Source organism: Kitasatospora cinereorecta (genome assembly GCF_024172095.1).
GTDB classification, from domain to species: Bacteria; Actinomycetota; Actinomycetes; order Streptomycetales; family Streptomycetaceae; genus Kitasatospora; species Kitasatospora cinereorecta.
On sequence record NZ_JAMZDX010000006.1, the window covers coordinates 568,279 to 588,998 of the forward strand.

16 protein-coding genes are annotated in these 20,720 nt (G+C 73.0%); 8 read left to right on the top strand and 8 right to left on the bottom strand.

The features are described from left to right. Nucleotides 1-7: 7 nt before the first annotated feature. From FHR36_RS31920 to FHR36_RS31935, 4 genes are all read right to left on the bottom strand, one after another. Nucleotides 8-889 (bottom strand): pyridoxamine 5'-phosphate oxidase family protein, encoded by an 882-nt coding sequence (locus FHR36_RS31920; RefSeq protein WP_253802830.1) that lies wholly within the window; start codon nt 887-889, stop codon nt 8-10. Nucleotides 890-903: 14 nt separating this feature from the next. Continuing rightward, entirely contained in the window at nt 904-1,356 is a 453-nt protein-coding gene (locus FHR36_RS31925) for a VOC family protein (RefSeq protein ID WP_253802831.1), read from the bottom strand. A 99-nt stretch (nt 1,357-1,455) separates the two neighbouring features. Next, a complete protein-coding gene (locus FHR36_RS31930; RefSeq protein ID WP_253802832.1) occupies nt 1,456-2,484 on the bottom strand; it encodes a hypothetical protein in 1,029 nt (342 codons plus the stop codon). A 240-nt stretch (nt 2,485-2,724) separates the two neighbouring features. Beyond that, on the bottom strand, nt 2,725-4,884 hold the full coding sequence (locus FHR36_RS31935; RefSeq protein WP_253802833.1) for a protease pro-enzyme activation domain-containing protein: 2,160 nt from the start codon (nt 4,882-4,884) through the stop codon (nt 2,725-2,727). Between the two features lie 179 nt (nt 4,885-5,063). Here FHR36_RS31935 and FHR36_RS31940 point away from each other — a divergent pair, with 179 nt between their 5' ends. Next, the gene (locus FHR36_RS31940) at nt 5,064-5,609 is read left to right on the top strand and encodes a CGNR zinc finger domain-containing protein (protein ID WP_253802835.1); all 546 of its coding nucleotides are present in this window, start codon (nt 5,064-5,066) and stop codon (nt 5,607-5,609) included. Nucleotides 5,610-5,643: 34 nt separating this feature from the next. Here the strand turns inward: FHR36_RS31940 and FHR36_RS31945 are convergent, their stop codons facing one another. Next, nucleotides 5,644-7,125 carry an FAD-dependent monooxygenase gene (locus FHR36_RS31945; protein WP_253802837.1) on the bottom strand — a complete coding sequence of 494 codons (1,482 nt, stop codon included), beginning with the start codon at nt 7,123-7,125 and terminating at the stop codon, nt 5,644-5,646. A 91-nt stretch (nt 7,126-7,216) separates the two neighbouring features. Here FHR36_RS31945 and FHR36_RS31950 point away from each other — a divergent pair, with 91 nt between their 5' ends. Continuing rightward, entirely contained in the window at nt 7,217-8,461 is a 1,245-nt protein-coding gene (locus FHR36_RS31950) for a bifunctional glycosyltransferase family 2/GtrA family protein (protein WP_308199695.1), read from the top strand. Between the two features lie 79 nt (nt 8,462-8,540). Here FHR36_RS31950 and paaN read toward each other — a convergent pair whose 3' ends face one another. Beyond that, nucleotides 8,541-10,241, bottom strand: a complete 1,701-nt coding sequence (paaN, locus tag FHR36_RS31955) for a phenylacetic acid degradation protein PaaN (RefSeq protein WP_253802839.1) — start codon at nt 10,239-10,241, stop codon at nt 8,541-8,543. 141 nt (nt 10,242-10,382) lie between these two features. Further along, the gene (locus FHR36_RS31960) at nt 10,383-11,636 is read right to left on the bottom strand and encodes a glycosyltransferase family 39 protein (RefSeq protein WP_253802841.1); all 1,254 of its coding nucleotides are present in this window, start codon (nt 11,634-11,636) and stop codon (nt 10,383-10,385) included. Between the two features lie 118 nt (nt 11,637-11,754). Here FHR36_RS31960 and FHR36_RS31965 point away from each other — a divergent pair, with 118 nt between their 5' ends. The 3 genes from FHR36_RS31965 to FHR36_RS31975 all read left to right on the top strand — a co-directional run bounded on the left by FHR36_RS31965 (nt 11,755) and on the right by FHR36_RS31975 (nt 16,376). Further along, complete coding sequence (locus tag FHR36_RS31965; protein ID WP_253802843.1) at nt 11,755-12,726, top strand: glycosyltransferase family 2 protein; 972 nt, start codon at nt 11,755-11,757, stop codon at nt 12,724-12,726. A gap of 43 nt (nt 12,727-12,769) precedes the next feature. Beyond that, on the top strand, nt 12,770-13,354 hold the full coding sequence (locus tag FHR36_RS31970; RefSeq protein ID WP_253802845.1) for a TetR/AcrR family transcriptional regulator: 585 nt from the start codon (nt 12,770-12,772) through the stop codon (nt 13,352-13,354). A 112-nt stretch (nt 13,355-13,466) separates the two neighbouring features. Then, the gene (locus FHR36_RS31975; RefSeq protein ID WP_253802847.1) at nt 13,467-16,376 is read left to right on the top strand and encodes an N-acetylmuramoyl-L-alanine amidase; all 2,910 of its coding nucleotides are present in this window, start codon (nt 13,467-13,469) and stop codon (nt 16,374-16,376) included. Between the two features lie 88 nt (nt 16,377-16,464). Here FHR36_RS31975 and FHR36_RS31980 read toward each other — a convergent pair whose 3' ends face one another. Next, the gene (locus FHR36_RS31980) at nt 16,465-16,914 is read right to left on the bottom strand and encodes an Lrp/AsnC family transcriptional regulator (protein WP_253802849.1); all 450 of its coding nucleotides are present in this window, start codon (nt 16,912-16,914) and stop codon (nt 16,465-16,467) included. A gap of 162 nt (nt 16,915-17,076) precedes the next feature. Here FHR36_RS31980 and pdhA point away from each other — a divergent pair, with 162 nt between their 5' ends. From pdhA to FHR36_RS31995, 3 genes are read left to right on the top strand one after another with little or no spacing between them, the layout of a single operon-like run. Continuing rightward, nucleotides 17,077-18,216: a pyruvate dehydrogenase (acetyl-transferring) E1 component subunit alpha gene (pdhA, locus tag FHR36_RS31985; protein ID WP_253802850.1), complete on the top strand. Its 1,140-nt coding sequence runs from the start codon at nt 17,077-17,079 to the stop codon at nt 18,214-18,216. Next, entirely contained in the window at nt 18,216-19,226 is a 1,011-nt protein-coding gene (locus FHR36_RS31990) for an alpha-ketoacid dehydrogenase subunit beta (protein ID WP_253802851.1), read from the top strand. Before pdhA ends, FHR36_RS31990 begins: the two co-directional genes overlap by 1 nt. Nucleotides 19,227-19,231: 5 nt before the next feature. After that, a complete protein-coding gene (locus tag FHR36_RS31995; RefSeq protein WP_253802853.1) occupies nt 19,232-20,533 on the top strand; it encodes a dihydrolipoamide acetyltransferase family protein in 1,302 nt (433 codons plus the stop codon). Nucleotides 20,534-20,720: the final 187 nt, after the last annotated feature.

Sequence of the window (20,720 nt, forward strand, 5' to 3'; positions counted from 1 at the left end):
TGGTGGATCAGCGGCCGTTCGGCGGGGCGTCGTCCTCCGTCCAGGTGAGTGCGGTGGCGTGGGGGAGTTCGACGACCCGGGTGACGCGGTAGTCGACGGCGGGGGCGGCGGGATCGGCCCAGTCGACCCGGGCGCGGCCGGTGAGCAGCAGGGCGCCGCCGGTCTCCCAGTCGGGCAGCAGCAGGCCGGCCGAGGGGCGCAGCTCCAGATTTCCGAGCGTCATGTACATCGCGTTGCCCGGGTACTCGGTCCAGCGCAGCCGGTCGGGTCCGAGCACGGTGACGAAGCCGGGGGCGCCGCCGCGGTGGGAGGCGTCGACGTCGCCCGCGGGGTCGGCGGAGGCGAGGAAGAAGGTGTCCGCGGTGGCCAGGGCGAGCTGCTGGCGCAGGGTGAGCCGGGAGCCGGTGGCGGCCGCGGCGGCCCTGGGTGCGACGGGGTGCGGGGTGCGGCGGTGGATGTGGCGCGGGCAGTTGGAGAAGACCTGCTCGGCGTCGATCAGCAGGCCGCCGCGGCCGTCCGGCTCGGAGCGGCCGTTCAGCCGCATCCGGCGGCGGCCGGCCGGGTCCAGGGCGATGGTGCCGACCCGGGCGGGCTCGGCGAGCGCCTCGGCCAGCGGGTCGCCGGGCACCGGGCGGGCGGCGACCGCGAGGCCGGTGTCGCCGACGGCCCGCAGGAAGCCGGGCCGCCCGCCGAGCAGGGTGGCCCACAGGTCGCCGTGCCGGTCGGCGGCGCCCACCACCAGGGTGTGGCGCTCGGTCAGGAAGCGGGCCGCGACCGGCGGGATGACCGCGCCGATGGAGCGGCCGACGTGGTCCGCGCGCTCGCGCAGACCGGCCCGGGCCTGCACGGCGCGCTCGCCGGCGTGGAAGCCGGAGCGGGTGGTGGTCATGGCGTGCCGCCCGCCTAGAAGAAGCCGCAGGTCGGGGCGGCGGGGGTGGGGGCCTCGGCGTCGGCCGGCACGCCGGACGGGGTGAAGATCTCCAGGCGGATGCCGTCCGGGTCGAAGAAGAAGATCCCGCCGGAGGTGGCGCCCTCGGCGTGCGGGACGACGCCCTCGTGGGCGAACTCGGCGCCGATCTCCTTGAGCACCTCCTCGGCGGCCCGGACCTCGTCCAGGGACTCGGCCCGGAAGGACAGGTGGTGCAGCCCCGGCCGGGCGGTGTCGTGGTCGCCGTCCGACTGCTGCCAGAGGGTGAGTACGGGGGCGCCGTGGCGGCCGAGGAAGGCGAACGGGCGCTTCGGGTCCTGGTTCTCGGCGACCAGGTCGAGGCCGAGCACCCGGCGGTAGAAGGCGGTGGAGCGGGCCAGGTCGGTGACGTTCAGGCCGACGTGTCCGGTCTGCAGCGTGCTGGGCATGCGGGCGACTCCCCTCGATGGCTAACCAGTACTGATGACAGTAGAGGTTAGTCAGCGAGGGTGCAACCGGTATGGAGTTGTGAAGCGGTTAGACGCCGGTCACTCCCACTGCCAGCGGATGCCGACCTGGCCGGGCCGCTGGTCGGTGGCCAGGACGTGGGCGCTGGCGGAGGCGCCGATCCACAGCTGCTGGCGGCTGCGGTCCACCTCCTCGGCCGGCGAGCGGTCGAAGCGCTCGCACTGCACCGGCACGGCCCCGGGGTCGAAGTGGACCTGCAGCACGTACTCGCGGACCGGCACGGCGAAGAAGCGCCCGTAGTCGATGGTCTCCCCGCTGTCCGGGATCTCCACCTCGTACTCGAAGACGGTGGAGTCGCCGAGGCCGAGCGGGCGGTCGAGCAGCAGCTCGGCCACCAGCAGGCCGCTCTCCGGGCGCCGGCGCACCCGGCCGAGCCGGGCGTGCCGCACGGAGGTGATCTCCGGGCAGACCGTGACGCCGTCGTCGGCCTTGTGCACCACCACGTGCCGGGTCACCTCGGCGACCGTGGCGCGCACCACCTGGCGCATCCGCAGCAGGTGGCCGCGGCGGTTGGCGTCGACGAAGTACGAGTCGTGGATGGACAGCCGCTCCAGCTCGCCGGTGGGCGGGGCGTCCAGCTCGGCGAAGACCTCGGCGATCTCCTGCTCGCCGGGCCACACCTGCTCGACCCGCAGCCCGTCCGGGCTGCCCGGCGGCGTCACCCAGCGTCCACGCGGCCGGGGCGGGCCGAGCAGCGAGCTGAGCGTGTTGTGACGCAGGCCGAGCAGCTCTTCCAGCAGGTGGACGGCGCGCAGCGAGGTGGCGCGCTCGGGCTGGCTGCGGCCGCGGCGCCAGTAACTGAGCGTGGTGATGGACACCCTGACGCCCTGTTTCGCCAGGGCGGAACGGATCCGGTCCAGGCTGAGGCCACTGGCCTCGATCGCGGCGTTGAGCACGTCGGCGAAGCCGGCGGCCGGCGCCGGGGGCGCCGAGGCGGCCGCGGGACCGTGGTCCGGCGCGGCGGCGACCACCGGGGCGTCCTCGGGCCCTGAATCGCGCTGTCCGACCAGCCGAAGCCGGCCGGCATGCTGAGGTTGCTGAGAGCCCATGCGACACCTTCCCCACCAGGCGAGCTCGGGGCGGGTTCGCCCCCGGCGCCACTTTGCGGCGGGAGGAGTGCCACCGAGCTGTGGGAACCCTAGTCAGGGACGAGAGGCTACGTCATCAAGCCGGACATATGACAGTGGTCACGACAAGGAAATCGCAGATCAGCCAAGGTTGAAACATTACCGAAACACAAGGAGCCGGTACGGGCCCCGAGGCCCGTACCGGCGTCACATGAGGCAACGTCAGGAGACGTTGAGCGCGGTGTCGTCGATCACAAAGCTGGTCTGCAGCGAGGAGTCCTCGGTGCCGGTGAACTTCAGGGTGACGCTCTGGCCGGCGAAGGCCGACAGGTCGAAGGACTTCTGGACGTAGCCGGTGGCCGCGTTCACGTTGGAGTAGGTCGCCAGCGTGGTGGAGCCGGCCTGGACGGTCAGCTTGTCGTACGCGGTCGAGCCGGTCTCGGCGGTGTCGATGTGCATCCAGAAGCTGAAGGTCGCCTTGCAGCCGGCCGGGATCGAGACGGTCTGCGAGACGCTGTCGCTGTGGGCGGAGCCGTAGCCGTCCATCCAGGCCTTCCAGGAGCCGCCGTGGGCGGCCTCGGAGGCGGAGTTGTCGACCACGCCCGAGGAGGTGGTCCACGGGGCGGCGGAGCCGGTCTCGAAGCCCGCGTTGCCGATCAGCTGCGCCGCGGTGCAGTTACCGGACGGCGGCGGGGTGGTGCCGCCGAGCAGGGCGGTGGTCAGCGCGTCGGCGACCGGGGTGCCCCAGCCGGTGACCTGGTCGTAGCCGGCCTTGGTGGGGAAGTCCTGGTTCCTGCCGGTGGTCACGTCGTGGAAGACCGAGCCGTAGGAGCTGGAGTTGGCCAGCGAGTAGAGCTTCGGGTTGGCCTCGCCGAGGACCGGCTGGGCGGCCGCCTTGGCCTTCTGGTTGAACAGCGCGGCGTAGCCGGACCACAGCGGCGCGGCCGCCGAGGTGCCGCCGTAGACCTGCCAGCCGGCGCTGGAGGTGCCCTGGGTGTAGATCGCGAAGCCGCTGGCCGGGTCGGCGTTGGAGGACACGTCCGGGACGGTGCGCATGGTGCCGCTCACCCCGGTGCCGGTCTGCCAGCTCGGCTTGGCGTACTGGGTGGAGACGCCGCCGCCGGCCGTGGACCAGGCCGACTCCGAGGAGTAGGCGTTGCCGCTCACCTTGAGGTTGGTGCCGCCGACGCCGGTGTTGTACGGGCTGGAGGCCGGGAAGTCGACCGCCGTGACCGAGGCGCCGCTGGTGGAGCGGGTGCAGTCCTTGGAGCCGTCGTCACCGGAGGCCGAGAAGATCGATATGCCCTGGGCGGCGGCCTGCTTGAAGGAGTTGTTCACCGCGGTCATCGAGGAGGCGGTGGTGTCCGGCTCGCAGGAGCCCCAGGAGATCGAGATGACCGAGACGCGGTTGTCGGCCACGATCTTGGCGGCCATGTCGATCTCGCCCTGGTCGCTGTTCGGGGCCTCGTAGATCAGCTGGGTGGCCTTGGGGGCGACACCGCGGACGATCTCGGAGTCCAGCTCGACCTCGCCCTGGCCCTCGCCGGGCTTGGAGTCGTAGTTCGCGCCGTCCACCGAGACGGTGGAGATCGCCGGGCCGGACAGGCCGAACTGCGAGTCGTAGGTGGAGAGGTTGGTGGACTTGTAGCCGTCGAACTCCCACAGCGCCACCGTGGTGCCGGTGCCGTCGGCGCCGACCTTGTTCAGGTTGTAGGCACCGTCGTACTGGGCCGGGCCGAAGCCGCTCGGGGTCGCGTGCGGGGTGGACGCGCCGGGCTTGGCGATCCGGGTGGTGCGCACGGTGCGGTTGTTGAGGCCGTCGACGCCCTCGACCACGCCGGCCAGGGCCGCCGGGACGGTGGCGGCCGAGTCGTTGGCGAAGAAGGTGGCACCGGCCTGCTGCGGGTCGGTGTAGGTCGACTCGTGGGTGCCGAAGGCCTTGGCGACCTGGTCGGCGGAGCCGGTGGCGTCGATCACCTGGCGGTTGGCGCTCACCGAGCCGACCTTGAGGCCCTGGGCGGTGAGGAAGGCGCGGACCTGGTCCACGTCGGCCTGGGTGGCGCCGAACTTGGCACCGAACTGCTCGGGCGTCAGGTAGTGGCCGTACTCGGCGGTGCCGGGGGTGGCCAGCGCGTGCAGGAAGCGGTCGAGCTCGGCGGTGTTGTGCAGCTTCAGGCTGACGGCCACCGAGATCTGCTGCTCGGCGGGGACGTCGCCCTTCTTGTTCGAGTGGGCGACCGCGGGGGTCACCGTCTGAGGCAGTGCCACCCGGGCGGTGGCGTTCGGGGTCGGCGCCGCCTGGGCGGTGCTGACGCCCAGCGAGACCACGGTCAGTGGCAGGACGGCGAGCGCCGAGGCAAGGGCGAGCGAGCGGGGTCGCACGGGGGCTCCTCCGGAAAGTGTGGGGCGTTCCGGTTCGAAAACGCTTGCCAGAATCTCCCAGAAAACTCTCAGGAAAAGGCCCATGCCTGAGCAATTACTTATCAAAGAACAGTCAAGTGTGGAATTTGAATTGAATACACTGAATACCGGCCGGTTGGAACAGAGTTACACTCGACCGCATGGCTGACCCCCGCGACCCGCGACCGCTGATTGGCGAACCGCTCGCCCTCGATCTGCTCAACACGCGCTGGCGCGGCACCCCCGTGAACGACCTGCTCACCGACCTCGACGGCTACCGGATCTGGCTCGCCTCGGCCGGCCTCGCCGAGCGCTGCCCCGCCGACGAGGCCTCCCTGCGGGCCGTCCGCACGGCCCGCGAGGCGCTCGGCGCCCTGGTCGCGGACGGTGCGCAGGAGCGCCCGGCCGCGTACGCCGCACTGAACGGAGTGCTGGCCCACGGGCGCCTGCTCCACCGGCTCGCCGCGGCCGGACCCGAGCGTGACGTCGAGGTCGACGAACCGGAATGGCTGGCCGCCTGGCTCGCCGCCGACGACTATCTGAACCTGCTCGACCAGGGCGCCCACCGCATCAAGGCGTGCGCCCACCCGACCTGCATCCTGCATTTCTTCGACACGTCGCAGAACGGGCGCCGGCGGTGGTGCTCGATGGCCGTCTGCGGAAATCGCGCGAAGGCGGCACGGCACTACGAGAAGGTGGGCCGGTAGCGCCGCGCCGCCCGCCGCGGCCTCGGTCCCGGCCTCAGTCCGCGGGCCGGCCGAGCCAGTACGCCAGCGCGGTGCGCAGCTCGCCGCGGGTCGGGTCGACGCCGGCCCAGGCCGCGTAGCCGTCCGGGCGGACCAGCAGCACGGTGTCGCGCAGCTTGCCGTGCGGGTCGGCCGGCGCCGCCGTCACCACCCGCTCCGACCAGGCGTCCGCCACCGACAGCTCGTCGTTGCTGATCAGCACCGCCCGGCCGCCGCGCAGCGCCTCGTACAGCCGGGACGGCCCGCCCGGCCGGTCGACGGCCAGCCGCAGGTCCGGCAGCCGCCGTCCGACCAGCGGGTGGGAGCCCTTCGGCGCCGGGTAGGAGATGCCGATGCCGGAGATCTGCTTGGCGCCCAGCTCGGCCACCGGGCCGAGGTGGTCGGCGACCGCGGTGAGCGCCGAGCGCAGCGCCCGGCTGGGCCCGTTCTGCGCCAGGGCGATCCGCACCAGCGCGCCGGAGCTGCGCAGCACCGCCCGGCCCACCGGGTGACGCTCCGTCTGGTAGGTGTCCAACAGGGCGTCAGGGGCCCAGCCCTGCAGGGTGGCGGCCAGCTTCCAGCCCAGGTTGGCGGCGTCCTGAAGGCCGGTGTTCATGCCCTGGCCGCCGGCCGGGGAGTGGCAGTGGGCGGCGTCGCCGGCCAGGAACACCCGGCCCGAGCGGTACGTCGGCGCCTGCCGCTCGTCGCTGTGGAAGCGCGAGGTCCAGCGGGCCTCGGTGAAGCCGTGGTCCACGCCGAACACGGCCCGGGCCAGCTCGGCGATCTCGGAGAGTTCCACCGGGTCGCCGTCCGGGCGCTGCCGGGCGCGGTCCCAGGCGATCACCCGGTACCAGCCGTCGCCGAACGGTGCCAGGAAGGCGAAGCCGGCCTCGCTCGCGCCGACCGTCAGCACCTCGTCCGGCTCCCGGCGCAGTCGGACGTCCGCCAGCATCACCGAGTTGACCACCGACTCGCCCGGGAACGGGATGCCCAGCAGGTCGCGGACGGTGCTGTGCACGCCGTCGGTGCCGACCGCGTACCGGGCGCGGTGGGTGGTGGTCGCCCCGCCCTCCCGGACGGTCAGCGACACCCCCTCGGAGTCCTGCCGCAGCCCGACCGCCTCGGCGCCCCGCACCAGCGTCGCCCCGGCCTTCGACGCCCGCTCCTGGAGCAGCCGTTCGGTGTGGGACTGAGGGGTGATCAGGACGAACGGGAAGCGGGTCGGCAGGTCGCCCAGTTCCACCCGCAGCCGGCCGAACAGCCGCAGCGAGCGCAGCGGCTGCCCGGTGGCGATCAGTTCGTCCGCCAGTCCGCGCGCGTCCAGCTGCTCCAGGGTGCGGGCGTGCACGGCGAACGCCCGGGTCAGGTTGGACTCGGCGGCGCGCTTCTCCAGCACCGTCACCCGCAGCCCGGCCGCCGCCAGGTCACCGGCGAGCAGCAGACCGGTCGGGCCGGCCCCGACGACCAGCACGTCGGCGGTGGGCTGATTCTCGGACATCGTCGTCTCCCGTGGCTCGGCGTGCGGGTTCTCAGCGCGATCTCAGACTGCCATCATCGCGGCCCCATCAGCGGCTGTGAACCTTCTTCCCATGACACAGCCCGCAATGCGGGGCGCGACCGCGGTCGGCCCCCTCGCCACCGGCGACACCACCGACGACACCACGGTGCGGACTCGGCTGGTCGAGGTGGTCGTCCCGGTCCACAACGAGGAGCACACGGTCGAGCGCTGCGTGCGGGAACTGCACGCCTACCTCGGCGAGACCTTCCCGTACGACTACCGGATCACCATCGCCGACAACGCCTCCCTCGACGGCACCTGGGCGGTCGCCACCCGGCTCGCCGAGGAGATCCCGCAGGTCGCCGCCGTCCACCTGGACCTCAAGGGCCGCGGCCGGGCGCTGCGCGAGGTCTGGGGCGCCAGCGACGCCGATGTGGTCGCCTACATGGACGTGGACCTGTCCACCGGCCTGGAGGCCTTCCTCCCGCTGGTCGCCCCGCTGCTGTCGGGCCACAGCGACCTGGCCATCGGCAGCCGGCTGCACCGCGGCTCGGCGGTGGTCCGCGGCCCCAAGCGGGAGTTCATCTCGCGCACCTACAACCTGCTGCTGCGGGCCACCCTGGCGGCCAAGTTCTCCGACGCCCAGTGCGGCTTCAAGGCCGGCCGCACCGAGGTGGTCAAGCAGTTGCTGGACCAGGTCGAGGACAACGCCTGGTTCTTCGACACCGAGCTGCTGCTGCTGGCCGAGCGCTCCGGCCTGCGGATCCACGAGGTGCCGGTGGACTGGGTGGACGACCCGGACAGCCGGGTGGACATCGTCCGCACCGCGCTGGACGACCTGCGGGGCATGGCCCGGGTGGCCCGCCGCTCGCTCTCCGGCGCCGACCGCCTCGACCTGCCCGCGGCCGCCCGCCGCGCCCAGCTGCCGCCCGGGCTCGGCTGGCAGCTGGCCAGCTTCGCGGTGATCGGCACCCTGTCGACGGTGGCCTACCTGCTGCTCTACCTGGCGGCCCGGCAGGCGGTGCCGGCCCTGGTCGCCAACGCCGTGGCGCTCGCCGTCACGGCGGTGTTCAACACGGCGGCCAACCGGCGGTTCACCTTCGGCGTCACAGGCCCGCGCGACGCGCTCAGGCACCAGGTGGAGGGCGGCATCGCCTTCCTGATCGGACTGGTGCTCAGCAGCGCCGCCATCGCCCTGCTGCACGCCGTGCGGCCGGACTCCGCGCACGGGGTCGAACTGGCGGCGCTGGTGGCGGCCAACGCGCTGGCCACCCTGGTGCGGTTCGTCCTGCTGCGGGTGTGGGTCTTCAACCCGCGCCGGGCCCGGCGGTCCTGAGGCCCGCGCCCTCCCCGAAGACGCCGGTGGCCCGCTCCCCGCCCCCAGGGAAACGGGCCACCGGTCACGTTCCGACGGCTCAGCCGTGCCGGCGGACCTCCACCGTGCGGAACCGGCTCGCGACGAACGCGCCGTCGCAGTACGCGGCGTTGGCGGCCGGGTTGGCGCCGGTGCCGTGCAGGTCGGAGAAGGCCGCGGTCTGGTTGACGTACACCCCGCCGGTCAGGTTGAGCGACAGCGAGACACCGGCGTCCAGGCAGGCGGCGACCAGCGCGTCCTCCACCCCCTCGTCCACGGTGTAGCCGCCGGCGGTCATCGCGCCCTGCTCCCGCACGGTGCGGCGGAGCAGCTCGACCGCGGCCTCGGTGGACTCCACCGCCACCGCGAAGGCCACCGGGCCGAAGCACTCGCCGAGGAAGGCCGTCCGGTCGTCGGGCTTGTCGGCGTCGGCCTTGACCAGGGCGGGCGTGCGGATGGTCGCGCCCGGGAACTCGGGCGAGGCCACCACCCGCGGGGCGAGGGCGAGTTCGCCGTACTCGCCGCCGGCCGCGGCCACGCTGCGCTGCAGCACGCCGGGGTTGACCACGGCGCCCAGGACGGCCGCCGCGCGGGCGTCGTCGCCGAGCAGGCCGTCGATCGCGCCGGCCAGGTCGGCGACCACCTCGTCGTAGGACTTGGAGCCCTCGTCGGTGCGGACGCCGGTCCGCGGGATCAGCAGGTTCTGCGGGGTGGTGCACATCTGGCCGCTGTACAGGCTCAGCGCGAAGGCCAGGTTGCCCAGCATGCCGCGGTAGTTGTCGGTGGAGTCCAGCACCACCGTGTTGACGCCGGCCTTCTCGGTGTAGACCTGGGCCTGGCGGGCGTTGTCCTCCAGCCAGTCGCCGAAGCCGGTCGAACCGGTGTAGTCGATCATCTTGACCTCGGGCCGGACGGCCAGGGTCGCCGCGATCGTGCCGCCCTCGTGCTCGACCGCCAGGCAGACCAGGTTCGGGTCGAAGCCCGCCTCGGTCAGCACCTCGCGGGCGATCCGGACGGTCAGCGCCAGCGGCAGTACGGCCCGCGGGTGCGGCTTGACCAGCACCGAGTTGCCGGTCGCCAGCGAGGCGAACAGGCCCGGGTAGCCGTTCCAGGTCGGGAAGGTGTTGCAGCCGATCATCAGCGCGGTGCCGCGCGGCACCACGGTGAACTCCTTCACCATGCTGAGCGGGTCGCGCTTGCCCTGCGGCTTGGTCCAGTTCGCGCTCTTCGGCAGCCGGACCTGCTCGGCGTACGCGTAGGCCACCGCCTCCAGGCCGCGGTCCTGCGCGTGCGGGCCGCCCGCCTGGAACGCCATGCCGTACGCCTGGCCGGTGGTGTGCATCACGGCCTGCGCGAACTCGTGCGAGCGGGCGTTGATCCGGCCGAGGATCTCCAGGCAGACCGCCGCCCGGGCCGCCGGGCCCGCCGCCGCCCAGCCCGGACGCGCCGCCTCCAGGGCGGCGATCAGCTCGTCCGCCTCGGCGTGCGGGTAGCTCACGCCCAGCTCGATGCCGTACGGCGACGCCTCGCCGGAGACCAGGTCGCCGTTGGTGGGCTGGCCCTCGATCCGGAACACCGAGCCGAGCAGCGCGTCGAACGCGGCCTGGCCGTCCGCGGCGCCCGTCTCGCCGTACGCCTTGGGGAACTCCGGGTACGGAGTCCAGTAGTCACGGCTCTCGATCGCGGCGAGGGCGCGGTCGAGGGTCTCCTGATGGCGGTCGATCAGTTCGGCGACCAGGGGGTTGGGGGTCGCAGCAGCCATGGTGCGCTCCTCATAGGGGCGGGCGGGTCACGCCTCAGCGTAACCGAACGATCGGTCGGGGCGAAGACCCTCCCGAATGATCGTCCCCGGCGCCGCGCAACGCCCCGGCCGGGACGAGAGCGCTCGGGCGTACCGGCTGCTCTACGGGATGCCGAGCTCGAACAGGACGTAGCCCGCGTACCAGCCGGAGGCGGCCGCGCCGACGGTGAGCACGGCGGCCAGCGAGGGCAGCGACAGCCGTCGCAGGGCCACCGCGATCGGGACGAACAGCGGGAAGCAGGGCAGCAGGTAGCGGGAGGTGTTGCCGAATATCTGCTGGCTGCCCAGGACCAGGACGATCGTCACCACGGTGTAGACCAGCAGGAACAGCGGCGGGCGCAGCCGGACCAGCAGGAAGAGCAGCACCGGCAGGGTGAACACCAGCAGGACCGCGATCAGGTCCTCGGTGGGGTAGCCGAAGACGTAGTCGTGGTGGCCCAGCAGCACGCCGCGCAGCACCTTGCCGGTGTGCGCGCCGTAGTCGAAGAAGTGCAGCCAGGCGCCGCGCTGGAGCTCGAAGTAGGAGGTCCAGCTGCCCATCTTCCAGCTCGCCCAGGCGAGGTAGCCGGCCAGGCCGAGCGGTGCGATCAGGACGGCGGTGACCGGGCCGAGGACGCCGTCCCGGCGGCGCAGCAGGGCGATCAGCGCGGCCACGCCGAGCGCGGCGACCAGCGCCGCCGAGGTCGGCCGGTTGAGGCCGGCGACGAAGGTGGTGACCCCCGCCGCCAGCCAGCTGCCGGTCATCACGAAGTAGCAGGCCCAGGCCGCCAGCGCGACGAACAGCGAGTCGGAGTAGACCGCCCACTCGGCGCCCGAGCCGGGGAACAGGCCCCAGACGGCGGCCGCGATGACGCCGGCCCGCCGCCCGGCGAGCCGGGTGGTGACGGCGAAGATGCCGGCCGCGGCGGCGAACGAGGCCAGCACCGAGACCAGCATCCCGGCGCCGTACGGGCCGAGCCCGGTGACGGTCGAGACCAGCCGCATCAGGCCGGGGTAGAGCGGGAAGAACGCGACCGAGTTCTGCTCGTACGCCCACGGGCCGCCGGCGGTCGCGACCAGCGCCGGGTGGTAGCCCTGGGTGGCGACCTGCTGGTACCACCAGCCGTCCCAGCCGCCGAGCACGTCCCAGGTGTGGGCGCCGCCGCCGAACCGGGGGTTCTTCGTCAGGTACTCGCCGGACCAGCCGAGCAGCGCCATGAAGACGGTGAAGCCGATCAGCTTCACCGCGCCGTAGACCCCGAGCGCCGGACCGTAACGGCGGGCGGTGAGACCGGCCCACTGCCGGAAGGTCTCCGGTTCGGCGGTCCGCGGCTCCTCCGCCAGACCGACCGCGCCGGGGATCGCGCCCGTGGACATCTGGTCCCTCCCGCCGAACGACATGGTCCGGGCGAGCCTACGGCACCCCTTACTGGTCTGTACCTGCGCGGAGGGTCGGCGGGTAAAATCCGAACACCGTACGACCGTGGAGCACCTGATGGATTCAGAGGCACGCACCGGGATCACACTCTCCGTGGTCGTCCCGATGTTCAACGAGCAGGACGCCCTGCGGGCGTTCGCCGACCGGCTGCGCCCCGCCCTGGACGGGCTGGACGAGCCGTACGAGGTGGTCGCCGTCGACGACGGCAGCACCGACAAGACCCCCGACCTGCTGCACGACCTGCGGACCGACTGGCCGCAGCTGCGCCTCGTCAGGCTGCGCCGCAACTGCGGGCACCAGGCGGCGCTGACCGCCGGGCTGGACCGGGCCGACGGCGCGTACGTGGCAACCATCGACGCCGACCTCCAGGACCCGCCGGAGAAGCTCGGCGAGATGCTGGAGCTGGCCCGCCGGGACGGCCTGGACATCGTCTACGGGGTGCGGGAGGACCGCTCCAGCGACTCCGGGTTCAAGCGGCACACGGCCGGCGCCTACTACTGGCTGATGCGGCGGCTGGTCGGCCGGCAGGTGCCGGCCCAGGCGGGCGACTTCCGGCTGCTCAGCCGGGAGGCCGTGGAGGCGCTCAAGGAGCTGCCCGAGCAGCACCGGGTCTACCGGCTGCTGGTGCCCTGGCTGGGCTTCCCCAGCGGGGAGGTGCGCTACGTCCGGGAGCAGCGGGTCGCCGGGGAGACCAAGTACCCGGTCGGCAGGATGGCGCGGCTCGCGGTGGACAGCGTCACCGGGTTCTCGGCGGCGCCGCTGCGGGTGGCGACCTGGCTCGGCGCGGTCAGCTTCGTCACCTGCCTGCTGCTGGTGGTCTTCAGCCTGAGCGTCTACCTGGCCGGGATGACCGTGCCCGGGTGGACCTCGCTGTTCGTCGGGGTGCTGTTCATCGGGGCGGTGCAGCTGATCTGCGTGGGGCTGCTCGGCGAGTACGTCGGGCGGATCTACACCGCGGTGCAGCGGCGGCCGGCGTACTACGTTGCCGAGGACACCGCGGACCGGGCGGCCGGGCGCACCGGCCGGTGACCCGGCCTGTGCCGGGTGATCGGCGGCGGGGATACTCGTGACCATGGCCGAGAACACCACGCGCACCGCCTACACCGTCGAGTCACTGCTGGCCGTCACGGTCGAGGTCTTCAACGAGCGCGGGTACGACGGCACCTCGATGGAGGACCTCTCCCGGGCCGCCGGGATCTCCAAGTCCTCCATCTACCACCACGTCCGCGGCAAGGAGGAACTGCTCCGGCTCGCCGTGGGCCGCGCGCTGGACGCGCTGTTCGCCATCCTGGAGGAGCCGGCCGCCTCGTCCGGCCGCTCGGTGGACCGGCTGGAGCACGTGGTGCGCCGCACCACCGAGGTGCTGCTCACCGAGCTGCCGTACGTGACGCTGCTGCTGCGGGTGCGCGGCAACACCGCGACCGAGCTGTGGGCGCTGGAGCGCCGCCGCGACTTCGACCACCGGGTCGCGGAGCTGCTGCGGGCCGCGGTGACGGCGGGCGAGCTGCGCTCGGACGTCGAGGCGCGGCTGGCCACCCGGCTGCTGTTCGGCATGATCAACTCGATCGTCGAGTGGTACCGGCCGGGCGCCAGGAGCGCCGACGGGGTCGCCGACGCGGTGGTGCACCTGGCCTTCGACGGACTGCGGGCCCGGTAGCCGGATCGCCGTCCGACCGGCCTGATACGTTCGCCTCGACTTCCCGGGCGAACAGGAAAGGTCGGACGGTCAGTTGACCCAGCATCCCCGCATACCGCGACCGCGGTCACCGTTGCGCGCGACGGCGACCGCGACGGCGACCCTCGCCGCGCTCGGCCTGGTGGTGAGCGGCGCTCCGCTCGCCGCCGCGGCGCCGGTCCAGGCGGCCCCGGCCGCCGGGCTTCAGGCCCAGTTCACCGCGGCCGCAAAGGAGTTCAAGGTCCCCGAGAGCGTCCTGCTGGCCGTCTCCTACCAGGAGACCCGGTGGGAGTCGCACCAGGGCCGGCCGAGCACCACCGGCAACTACAACGTGATGGGCCTGACCCAGGTCGACCTGGCGGCGGTGGCGGCGGCGCAGGCCGCGGCCCAGCCGGAGGTCGACCTGCGCGGCGACGGCGACGCCAAGCCGCGGGCCAGGTCCCAGGCCGCCCCGGCGGCGCCGGTGGACAGCCCCGCCCTGCACACGCTCGACACCGCCGCCAAGCTGATCAACCGTCCGGCGGCGGATCTGCGCGGCGACACCCTGCAGAGCATCCGCGGCGGCGCCGCCCTGCTGGCCCAGCTGCAGCAGAACGCGAAGGCCCCGCTCTCGAGCGACCCGGCGGCCTGGTACGGCGCGGTGGTCGGCTACAGCAACGGCGGCACCGACGCCCAGAGCGCCGCCGAGGGCCGGGAGTTCGCCGACCGGGTGTTCGGCACGATCAAGCTCGGCGCCTCCCGCACCACCTCCGAGGGCCAGCGGGTGTCGCTCGCCGCCGACCCGGCCGCCGCCAAGCACAGCCCGGCGGTCGACCGCGGCGTGCAGACCGCCTCCCGGTCGGCGCCGCGCACCGCGCTGGCGGCCGCCACCGACCCGATCGAGTGCCCGTCCACGCTCAGCTGCGACTTCCAGCCGGCCGCGTACGCGCAGAACAGCTCCGACCTCAGCGACTTCGGCAACTACTCGGTCGCGAACCGCACCGGCGCCGACATCGACCACATCGTCATCCACGACACCGAGGGCGGCTACGCCGGCTCGCTGGCCACCTTCCAGAACCCGGCGACCATGGCGAGCGCGCACTACCTGCTGCGCTCCAGCGACGGCCACGTCACCCAGATGGTGGCGGACAAGAACGTCGCCTGGCACGCCGGCAACAAGACCCTCAACATGCACAGCGTCGGCATCGAGCACGAGGGCTACGCGCTGAGCGGGGCCAGCTGGTACTCCGAGCAGCTCTACCAGTCCTCGGCGACGCTCACCCGCTACCTGGCCGACCGCTTCGGCGTCCCGCTGGACCGCCAGCACATCATCGGCCACGACGAGGTGCCCGGCCCGACCCAGAGCGCGGTCGCCGGCATGCACTGGGACCCGGGCACGTTCTGGGACTGGAACCACTACATGGATCTGGTCGGCGCCCACGTCTCGCCGGACTCCGGCTACGTGATCGGCGGCCGGGTGACCATCAACCCGCCGTTCTCCAACGCCTACCGGCCGGTGATCAACAACGTCCCGGCCCAGCCGGCGAACTTCGTCTACCTGTACAGCTCCCCCGGCGGCCCGCTGATCGGCAACGGCACGCAGAACGCCGCGGACTGGTCCGACAAGGCGGTGGCCGGCGGCAGCTACGTGGTCGCCGACGTGCAGGGCCAGTGGACCGCCATCTGGTACAACGGCCAGAAGGCCTGGTTCTGGAACGACGGCAGCATCGCCGCCGCCGACAACCGGGCCGGCCAGTTCGTCCTCACCCCGAAGCCCGGGCTGTCGAGCGTCGCGGTCTACGGCCGCTCCTACCCGGAGTACGGCGCGTACGCGGCGGCCGGCGTCCCGGCCCCGGACCCGAACATCACCGCGCTCAGCGCCACCCTCCCGGCCGGCCAGAGCTACGTCCCGGTGTCCGTCACCCCGGTGAACGGCGACTTCTACTACGCCCCGACCATCGACGGCAGCGCGGCGCACGACCGCACCTGGGTGACCGGCGGCCAGAAGTACTACCCGATCCGGTACAACCACCGGCTCGCCTACGTCTCGGCCGACGACGTGCAGCTGGTCGCGGCGCCGACCAACGTGCTGGCGGCCGGCGAGCGGGTGCAGCTGCTGGCGCAGACCACCACCGGCTCGGTCAACGCGGGCGCCAACTACTCCCGCGGCGTCTGGGAGACCTTCCACGCCCTCCCGGCGGCCGGCACCACGCCCGACCCGAAGCAGCGCTTCGCCGTGCTCTACCTGAACGGTCAGCTGCACGCCGTGACGCTGGCCGCCGGCCACGTCTGGACCGCCGACCGCAACCTGCTCACCGGCGAGTGGAGCCCCTGGTACGACCTCCAGGTGACCGGTCTGGCCGGGCCGCTGACCGCCCCGGCGACCGAGGTGACGGTGGCCGCCACCGGCAGCAAGATGCACGTGGTGGTGATCTCCGGCGGCCGACTGCTGGAGGCGACCGCCGACTACGGCACCGGCCGCTGGTACACCTGGGGTGACGTCTCGGGCGCCATCGGTCTGCCGACCGGCGCGCTCACCGGCATCACCGCCGCGGCCAACGGCAACGTGCTGCACATCGACGGCCTGGGCACCGACGGCCGGATCCACGTGGCCGACGGCGACTACAACCGCGGCGCGTGGGGCTACGGCGACGTGACCGGCGCGGTCGGCCCGCTGACCGGCACGGTCACCGGCCTGACCACCGTCGCAGTGGGCTCCAAGCAGCACCTGCTCGCGCTGGTGGACGGCAAGGTCAAGCAGGCCACCGCCGACTACGCGGCCGGCGCCTGGACCAGCTGGGGCGACGTCTCCGGCGCGACCGGGCAGACCACCCCGCTGACCGCGCTGGTGGCCACCTACACCGGCAACTCGCTGCGGCTGTTCGGCCTCGGGGGCGACCACGTCCTCAACGCCAACGGCGACTACTCCACCGGCCGCTGGTCCGGCTGGATGGACACCGAGGTCCCCGGCGCCGCCGGCCCGATCGACCCGGTGAACACCCTGGCGGTGGCCGGCACCAACTGACCGGCCGCATCCCCGCACCACCCGCTGCCCCCGGACGGTCCGCCGTCCGGGGGCAGCGGCGTTCCCGGGGCCCGGAGGCGTCTTCGGCTCAGAGGTCCGGCGGGACCTGGTCGGTCTCCTCGAAGACCAGCATGGTCTGGGTGGACAGCACCTGCGGGATCGCCTGGATCCGGCTGAGCACCAGCTCGCGCAGCGAGCGGTTGTCCGCCGTGTGGACCAGCAGCAGTACGTCGAAGTCGCCGCCGACCAGCGCGATGTGCGCCACCCCCGGCAGCTGGAGCAGCTGCTCGCGCACCGCCCGCCAGGAGTTCTGGACGATCTTCAGGGTGATGTACGCGGTGGCGCCCTGACCGGCCCGTTCGTGGTCGACCCGGGCGGTGAAGCCGCGAATCACTCCGTCCTCGACCATCCTGGAGATCCGGGCATACGCATTGGCCCTGGACACGTGCACCCGCTCGGCCACCGAGCGGATCGAGGCGCGACCGTCCTGCTGCAGCAGCCGCAGGATCGACCGGTCGACACGGTCGAGTCTGGACATCTGTTCAGCCGACATGGCCCCCCACCCTCCCTCATTGGACGTGCTGACTCCAGCAGACCGCCATTCCGGCCGACTGTCCACCACCTTGTCACGGTTCTGGTCAAGATGAACAGACGACCGAACAATCGGTAGGGAGCCCCCGCCACCCAGGAGGTGCCCGAGATGACCGTTCTCGACCACAGACACACGGCCGCCGTACCCGGCTGGCTCCCGGGCGCCACCGCCCCCCGCACCGACCCCGAGCCACTGCTGCCGGACGCCGCACCGGTCCGCGTCCTGGGCACCCCCGCCCTGGAGAAGACCGACCCGGCCCTGCTGCGCGAGCTGTACCGACGCCTCGTCGTCGGCCGCCGCTACAACCAGCAGGCCACCACCCTGACCAAGCAGGGCCGACTCGCCGTCTACCCGGCCTCCACCGGGCAGGAGGCCTGCCAGATCACCGCCGCGCTGGCCCTCCAGCAGCAGGACTGGCTCTTCCCCAGCTACCGGGACACCCTCGCGGTGGTCTCCCGCGGCGTCGACCCGCTCGAGGCGCTCACGCTGCTGCGCGGCAACGCCCACACCGGCTACGACCCGAAGGCCAGCCGCACCGCACCGCTGTGCACCCCGCTCGCCACCCAGGCCCCGCACGCCGTCGGCCTGGCCCACGCCGCCCGCCTGGCCGGCGACCCGACCGTCGCCCTGGCGATGCTCGGCGACGGCGGCACCAGCGAGGGCGACTTCCACGAGGCGCTGAACTTCGCCGCCGTGCTGCACGCCCCGGTGGTCTTCCTGGTGCAGAACAACGGCTACGCGATCTCCGTGCCGCTCACCCAGCAGTCCGCGGCGCCCACCCTGGCCCACAAGGCCGTCGGCTACGGCATGCCCGGCCGCCTGGTGGACGGCAACGACGCCCCCGCCATGCACGCCGTGCTCACCGAGGCCGTCGAGCGCGCCCGCAGCGGCGGCGGCCCGACCCTGATCGAGGCGCTCACCTACCGGGTCGAGGCCCACACCAACGCCGACGACGCCACCCGCTACCGCCACGAGGAGGAGGTCGCCGCCTGGCGCGAGCACGACCCGATCCTGCTGATGGAACGCGGCATGCGCGAGCTCGGCCTGCTCGACGACCAGCTGGTCCAGGACGCCGCCGACGAGGCCGAGGCCCTGGCCGCCCGGATGCGCGCCGAGTTCCACGCCGAACCCGAGCTCGACCCGATGTCGCTCTTCGCGCACGTCTACGCCGAGCCCACCCAGCAACTGCGCGAGCAGGCCGCGCAGCTCGCCGCCGAGCTGGCCGCCGAGGCCGAGGTGCACCACTGATGACCACCGCCCCCGCCCGCAGCGCCGCGGCGACCAGGACCTCCACCATGGCGCAGGCGCTCAACACCGCCCTGCACGACGCCATGAAGGCCGACCCCACCGTCCACGTGATGGGCGAGGACGTCGGGCAGCTCGGCGGCGTCTTCCGGATCACCGACGGGCTGACCGCCGAGTTCGGCCCCGAGCGCTGCCTGGACACCCCGCTGGCCGAGGCCGGCATCCTCGGCACCGCCATCGGCATGGCCATGTACGGCCTGCGCCCGGTGGTCGAGATGCAGTTCGACGCCTTCGCCTACCCGGCGATGGAGCAGCTGTTCTCGCACGTCGCCAAGATGCGCAACCGCACCGCGGGCAAGCTGCCGCTGCCGATCACCATCCGGGTCCCGTTCGGTGGTGGCATCGGCGGCGTGGAGCACCACAGCGACGCCTCCGAGGCGTACTACACGCACACCGCCGGCCTGCACGTGGTCACCCCGGCCACCGTCGCCGACGCCTACGGGCTGCTGCGCGCCTCCATCGCCTCCGACGACCCGGTGGTCTTCCTGGAGCCCAAGCGGCTCTACTGGGGCAAGTCCGAGTGGGACCCGACCGCGCCGGTCGAGCCGATCGGCAAGGCGGTGCTGCGCCGCACCGGCCGCTCCGCCGTGCTGATCACCTACGGCCCGTCGCTGCCGGTCTGCCTGGAGGCCGCCGAGGCGGCAAAGGCCGAGGGCTGGGACCTCTCCGTGCTCGACCTGCGCACCCTGGTGCCGTTCGACGAGGAGACCGCCTGCGAGGTGGTCCGCTCGGTCGGCCGCGCGGTCGTGGTGCACGAGGCGACCGGCTTCGGCGGCGCCGGTGCGGAGATCGCCGCCCGGCTCACCGAGAAGTGCTTCCACCACCTGGCCGCGCCCGTGCTGCGGGTCACCGGCTTCGACATCCCGTACCCGCCCCCGATGCTCGAGCACCACCACCTCCCCGGGGTGGACCGGATCCTGGACGCCGTCGCCCGGCTCCAGTGGGAGGACTGATGTCGATGGCCGTGGTCCGTGAGTTCACGCTGCCCGACCTCGGTGAGGGACTCACCGGGGCCGAGGTGGTGCGCTGGATGGTCGAGGTCGGCGAGGTCATCGCGATCGACCAGCCGGTGGTCGAGGTGGAGACCGCCAAGGCCGTGGTGGAGGTGCCCTGCCCGTACGGCGGCGTGGTCACCGCCCGCTTCGGCGAGGTCGGCGAGGAGGTGCCGGTCGGCGCCCCGCTGGTGACCGTCGCGGTGTCGGTCGCGTCGAGCGACGACGCCGAGCCCGCGCCCGAGCGCCCGCTGGTCGGGTACGGCGTCGCGGAGGGCGGCAAGGGCGCCCGGCGCCGGCGCGTGGTGGCAGGCAACGGCGCCGCCCGGGCGGCCGCTCCCGCGGTCGCTCCGGTCGCTCCTGCGGCCGTCGCCGCGCCTGCCGCACCCGCCGTCCCGGCCGTGGTGGCGGTGATCTCGCCGCTGGTCCGCCGGATGGCGCGCGAGCACGGCATCGACCTGGCCGGGGTGGCCGGCAGCGGTCCGGACGGGCTGATCATGCGGCGCGACGTGGAGCGGGTGGTCGCCGCCCCGGCGCAGGCCGCCCCCGCGCCGGTCGCGGCCGCTGTTTCACGTGAAACCGTCGCCGACGAGATCGTGCCGCTGCGCGGTCTGCGCAAGACGATCGCCGAGAAGCTCACCCGCAGCCACCAGGAGATCCCCGCCGCCACCTGCTGGGTGGACGCGGATGCCACCGGGCTGATGGAGCTCCGGCAGCAGCTGAACCGCGCCGCCGGTCCCAAGGTCAGCGTCCTGGCGCTGCTCGCCCGGATCTGCACCGCCGCCCTGGAGCGCTTCCCGGAGCTCAACTCCAGCGTCGGTCCGGAGGGCATCCGCCGGCACTCCGCCGTCCACCTGGGCTTCGCCGCGCAGAGCGAGCGCGGCCTGGTGGTGCCGGTGGTGCGCGACGCCCAGCTGATGGGCACCGAGCAGCTGACCACCGAACTGGCCCGGCTGACCGAGGCGGCCCGGGCCGGCTCGCTCACCCCGGGTGAACTGACCGGCGGCACCTTCACGCTCAACAACTACGGCGTCTTCGGGGTGGACGGCTCGACGCCGATCCTCAACCACCCCGAGGCGGCCATGCTGGGCGTCGGCCGGATCACGCCCAAGCCGTGGGTGCACGAGGGCCAGTTGGCGGTGCGCCAGGTGACGCAGCTGTCGTTCACCTTCGACCACCGGGTGTGCGACGGCGGGACGGCCGGCGGGTTCCTGCGGTTCGTCGCGGACTGCGTCGAGCAGCCCGGACTGCTGCTGCGCCGGCTCTGACACCGCGCGCGGTTCCGTTTCTCCGGTCACCTTGCGTGGTGGCTCCACTGCGCAAGGTGGCCGTAGGTCGAGCGAGCGTAGCGCGCCCGGGGCGCGGGTGTCCGGGGTTCTCGCGATTTGTCGGATGAGCTTCACGCCTGGTGCCAATCTGCTGAGGCCGTCAGCAGATTGGTCGACCGGAAGCGAA

What these genes read in the sequence shown, in the direction of transcription:
- FHR36_RS31990 (WP_253802851.1), top strand. Translation starts at nt 18,216, where the DNA reads ATGACCACCGCCCCCGCCCGCAGCGCCGCGGCGACCAGGACCTCCACC.
- FHR36_RS31995 (WP_253802853.1), top strand. Translation starts at nt 19,232, where the DNA reads ATGGCCGTGGTCCGTGAGTTCACGCTGCCCGACCTCGGTGAGGGACTC.
- pdhA (WP_253802850.1), top strand. Translation starts at nt 17,077, where the DNA reads ATGACCGTTCTCGACCACAGACACACGGCCGCCGTACCCGGCTGGCTC.
- FHR36_RS31925 (WP_253802831.1), bottom strand. Translation starts at nt 1,356, where the DNA reads ATGCCCAGCACGCTGCAGACCGGACACGTCGGCCTGAACGTCACCGAC.
- paaN (WP_253802839.1), bottom strand. Translation starts at nt 10,241, where the DNA reads ATGGCTGCTGCGACCCCCAACCCCCTGGTCGCCGAACTGATCGACCGC.
- FHR36_RS31945 (WP_253802837.1), bottom strand. Translation starts at nt 7,125, where the DNA reads ATGTCCGAGAATCAGCCCACCGCCGACGTGCTGGTCGTCGGGGCCGGC.
- FHR36_RS31920 (WP_253802830.1), bottom strand. Translation starts at nt 889, where the DNA reads ATGACCACCACCCGCTCCGGCTTCCACGCCGGCGAGCGCGCCGTGCAG.
- FHR36_RS31960 (WP_253802841.1), bottom strand. Translation starts at nt 11,636, where the DNA reads ATGTCCACGGGCGCGATCCCCGGCGCGGTCGGTCTGGCGGAGGAGCCG.
- FHR36_RS31980 (WP_253802849.1), bottom strand. Translation starts at nt 16,914, where the DNA reads ATGTCCAGACTCGACCGTGTCGACCGGTCGATCCTGCGGCTGCTGCAG.
- FHR36_RS31930 (WP_253802832.1), bottom strand. Translation starts at nt 2,484, where the DNA reads ATGGGCTCTCAGCAACCTCAGCATGCCGGCCGGCTTCGGCTGGTCGGA.
- FHR36_RS31950 (WP_308199695.1), top strand. Translation starts at nt 7,217, where the DNA reads ATGACACAGCCCGCAATGCGGGGCGCGACCGCGGTCGGCCCCCTCGCC.
- FHR36_RS31965 (WP_253802843.1), top strand. Translation starts at nt 11,755, where the DNA reads ATGGATTCAGAGGCACGCACCGGGATCACACTCTCCGTGGTCGTCCCG.
- FHR36_RS31970 (WP_253802845.1), top strand. Translation starts at nt 12,770, where the DNA reads ATGGCCGAGAACACCACGCGCACCGCCTACACCGTCGAGTCACTGCTG.
- FHR36_RS31940 (WP_253802835.1), top strand. Translation starts at nt 5,064, where the DNA reads ATGGCTGACCCCCGCGACCCGCGACCGCTGATTGGCGAACCGCTCGCC.